We start from the raw sequence: 3,331 nt of genomic DNA on the forward strand, positions 1-3,331 counted from the left end.
CATCAGCTCTCCCGGATAAAACCTTTTGATTTGAGTTTGTGCGCGTAGTGCGAATGTATCGGGCGGATCAACTGCAGGCGCTTGGGCGCCCTGGACACGATGACATTGTCGCCGGGGGCCAGAACCACGCCGGTCTGGCCGTCCTGGGTCAGATACACATCGGACACGGCTTCCAGCACCAGAATGCGCAAATCGTTCTCGAAGGGTAAAACCATGGGCCGGAAGGCATGCAAAAAGGGGCAGATGGGCGTCAGGGCAAAAACATCCAGTTCCGGATAAATGAGCGGTCCGCCGGCGGAAATGGAATACCCTGACGACCCCGTGGGCGTGGCCACGATCATGCCATCGGCCCGTACCGTGCCAAGATGGTCGCTGCCATACCATAGATCCAGGCGGATCATGCGCGCCAGGCTGCCGCAGCTGATGACCAGATCGTTGACCGCGCAGCCTCGATAATGCTCCTTGCCGCGTCGTAACACACTGAAACTGATGACCAGACGCGAGGAAATGGCGAATTCGCCATGCAAAATCTCGGTCAGGGATGCCCGCCAATCCGTCGGAGAAATCTCCGTCAAAAAACCGACCTTGCCCAGGTTCAACCCCAGGATGGGAATCCCCAGATCCTGGACGGCCCGGGCAATGCCGAGCATGGTTCCGTCCCCGCCCAAGGTCAGGATCATGTCGACATTTTCCCATGTACTGGTGCAGTGGACAGCGTCCTTGGCGGATTCGACGATGCGGGCTTCCCGCCCTTCGGTTTCCAGCCAAGCCCGGATCTGAACGGCCATGTCGCGGGCCAGCTCGTTGCCGGTCGTGTAGGCGATGACGATTTTTACAATAAGGGAGCTCATTTGCGCAGTGTATGCAAAAGAGAATAGGGATTCAAGGAGCCGGCGCCCTCCCCGGCGCAACCATCCGGAATCAGGACGACAAAATCTGCCGAAAAAAATAACATCCCGATGTTGCTCATTTTATTTTTTTGTCGTGGCCGGAAATTGCCCTAAAGAAATGCACGCCCCGGCCGATAAGGACAAGTAAGAGGAGAATCCCGTGACAGTGAACCCCTTTCTCGTCAAAAACGTGCTGCGTACCTACGACCAGCACCTCGACGCCGGCCGCCGCATAGCCAGGTTCAAAAAATACATGAACCGCGCCGGGGAAGGGGACTTTGTGTCCATCTCTCAAGAAGCCAAGCGGCGCCAGATGGTCGAAAAGGTGACCCGGGAGATCGTGGATAACCTTATCGGCTCGGAGAGCACGAACCCGGTTGTCATTGAAATCAAGCAACAGCTTTCCCAGGAGCTGGGCGGCGAAGCAATCTTCCGCTACCCGCCCAACGGGGACGGGTTGCAGATTCTCCGCAATACCCCAGACGGCGTCGCTGAATTGACCAACGGGGAAAAGAATGCTTTCATGCAGCGCCTTTGGGACGTGGCGCTGAACAAAGTCAACGAAACCATGCTCTAACGAGCTGAAGCGCCCCGGATTTCCCGTGGGCCAACCGAGTCGGGGCACATTCCCGGCGGGAGCGGATCATGACTATCTCCACCATCAACACCCCTGTCACCGGTTATGAAACCAACCGGCTGGAACACCTGGAATCGTCGCGTCCCGATACGCAAAAATCCAAGGCGGCCCAGACAGCAGGCTCGGACCGTATCTCCATTTCGGGCGAAGGACGTCTCAAGGCGTCCATGTTCAACGCGGCCCAGGCTGACGAAGGCGTCCGAACCGACAAGGTGGCCGAAATCAAGGCCAGGATCTCCTCGGGCGCCTACGCGGTCGACAGTCAGGACATCGCGACCAAAATGGTCCAGCAAGAGCTGGATATTTGGGGATGACATCCACGCGAACGCCCGACATCAAGCCCGGAACACCCGTCTTCCGGGCTTTTTCATGAATTTGCCAAACACCGCTCCGTGCCACCCAAATCCCGCAGCAACACCCGCGACGGACAGGACAAATCGACCTGGGGCGCTTGCAGCCCCAGCCGCTCCTGAACATTGACACAAAGAGGTCCCGCCAGATTGAGCGTGCTCCCCTCGGGGTTCCCCTTGGGCACGGTCACGCTGACCAAAATGACCAAGTCCCGGATGGACCGCACCTTGAGAATCCGTTCCTCGGCCACGCCCAGACGTATTTCGTATTTGGGCAAAAAGGGAAACGGATCCGCCAGCATCATGCCCATGCCCAAATTTTCCAGACTCTGCAGAAAATGGAACGGCGTGCCTGGTTTGTAATCGACCAGGACGAATTCGCGCAGGTGCTCGAATCCGATCAAGCCGCGCGGAAAGCGGATGGTTTTGCCGGGTTCGACAACCACTGGTCCGATGCGTGTGTTTATCGTGTGTCTTTTATCCATAATGTTGCCGCCACCATCAGGTCGTTGTTGTCGAGTTCCAGGGCCGAAGCGTTCTGGGCGTGCACCTTGCGGTAAATCTCCTCGCGGTACACGGGCAGGTGCTCGGGCACGTCCAGCCCCAGCTTGATCTGCTGCCCCTTGACGCTCAAGATCGTGATCTTGATATCGTCACCCAGATGAAGGCTTTCCCCTGGACGCCGGGAGAGTATCAGCATGCGCCACCTTACAAGTAATTGATGAGACCCATTTTCATGATCATGGACGAGGATTTGAGCACCGCCTCGTACGACATCTGCTGGTTGGCCAAGTCTGTCAGCAGTGAAGCCAAGTCAACGTCCTCGATGGCGCTCATGCGGCCTTTCTGATTCAGCTTGAGCCCCGACAGCACGGTTCCGGCCACTTCGAGCCGATTCTCGCGCCCGCCCACGGAAGCCAACTGGGTGGAAAAATATTCCTGGGAAACTTCCAAATTGCCGAGAGCCTGGCCGCAGCCTTGTTGATCATTGTTTTCCAAGGCCGCCACGAGCTTGCCGACCGTGACAAAAATATTCTTGGCCGGATCGGAGTCCGCGAAAATCGGGTCCGTGCCGTCGGCATAATGACCGCCAAAAATCTCGGAGCCAATATTGTTGATTTGGACATGCTGGCCGGCCGAAATTTCCAGATCATGACCGGCCGTGTGGGGATGGATGACGAACTGGGCGTTCTCGGCCAGATCGCCGTTCACCCCGCGCTGGGACAGTTCCAAGGCTCCGCCGGGAACCAGCAGATCGACGCTGGTCGCGCCATTGCTGGCCTTGTGCCCCATGTCCCAGGTCACTCCACCATCGGCGCTGTAGGAATACTCGATATCCGTGCCGTCACCAAGAACCAGACCGCCCGCATTGTCGATCCTGACCATGACGTCGTGGTCGAACACGCCCTTGCCGAAGGCATTGACATCCGAACCCAGGTTCCGCACCCCGGTCA

General features: G+C 57.7%; 5 protein-coding genes. 2 read left to right on the forward strand and 3 right to left on the reverse strand.

The window, feature by feature from the left end; translation table 11 throughout:
- Window positions 1–2: 2 nt before the first annotated feature.
- Window positions 3–851 carry an NAD(+)/NADH kinase gene (locus EOL86_13045; GenBank protein ID NCD26500.1) on the reverse strand — a complete coding sequence of 283 codons (849 nt, stop codon included), beginning with the start codon at window positions 849–851 and terminating at the stop codon, window positions 3–5.
- Between the two features lie 199 nt (window positions 852–1,050).
- Here EOL86_13045 and EOL86_13050 point away from each other — a divergent pair, with 199 nt between their 5' ends.
- The gene (locus tag EOL86_13050; protein ID NCD26501.1) at window positions 1,051–1,467 is read left to right on the forward strand and encodes a hypothetical protein; all 417 of its coding nucleotides are present in this window, start codon (window positions 1,051–1,053) and stop codon (window positions 1,465–1,467) included.
- A 68-nt stretch (window positions 1,468–1,535) separates the two neighbouring features.
- Window positions 1,536–1,841 carry a flagellar biosynthesis anti-sigma factor FlgM gene (gene flgM, locus EOL86_13055; protein NCD26502.1) on the forward strand — a complete coding sequence of 102 codons (306 nt, stop codon included), beginning with the start codon at window positions 1,536–1,538 and terminating at the stop codon, window positions 1,839–1,841.
- Window positions 1,842–1,894: 53 nt separating this feature from the next.
- Here flgM and fliW read toward each other — a convergent pair whose 3' ends face one another.
- Together fliW and csrA are read right to left on the reverse strand one after the other, a co-directional pair.
- Window positions 1,895–2,362, reverse strand: a complete 468-nt coding sequence (gene fliW, locus EOL86_13060) for a flagellar assembly protein FliW (protein NCD26503.1) — start codon at window positions 2,360–2,362, stop codon at window positions 1,895–1,897.
- Window positions 2,341–2,577, reverse strand: coding sequence for a carbon storage regulator (gene csrA / locus EOL86_13065; protein NCD26504.1), 237 nt, complete (start codon window positions 2,575–2,577; stop codon window positions 2,341–2,343). The genes fliW and csrA overlap by 22 nt, the downstream gene beginning before the upstream one ends.
- Window positions 2,578–3,331 lie beyond the last annotated feature (754 nt).

The sequence above is a fragment of the Deltaproteobacteria bacterium genome (assembly GCA_009930495.1).
GTDB lineage: Bacteria > Desulfobacterota > Desulfovibrionia > Desulfovibrionales > Desulfomicrobiaceae > Desulfomicrobium.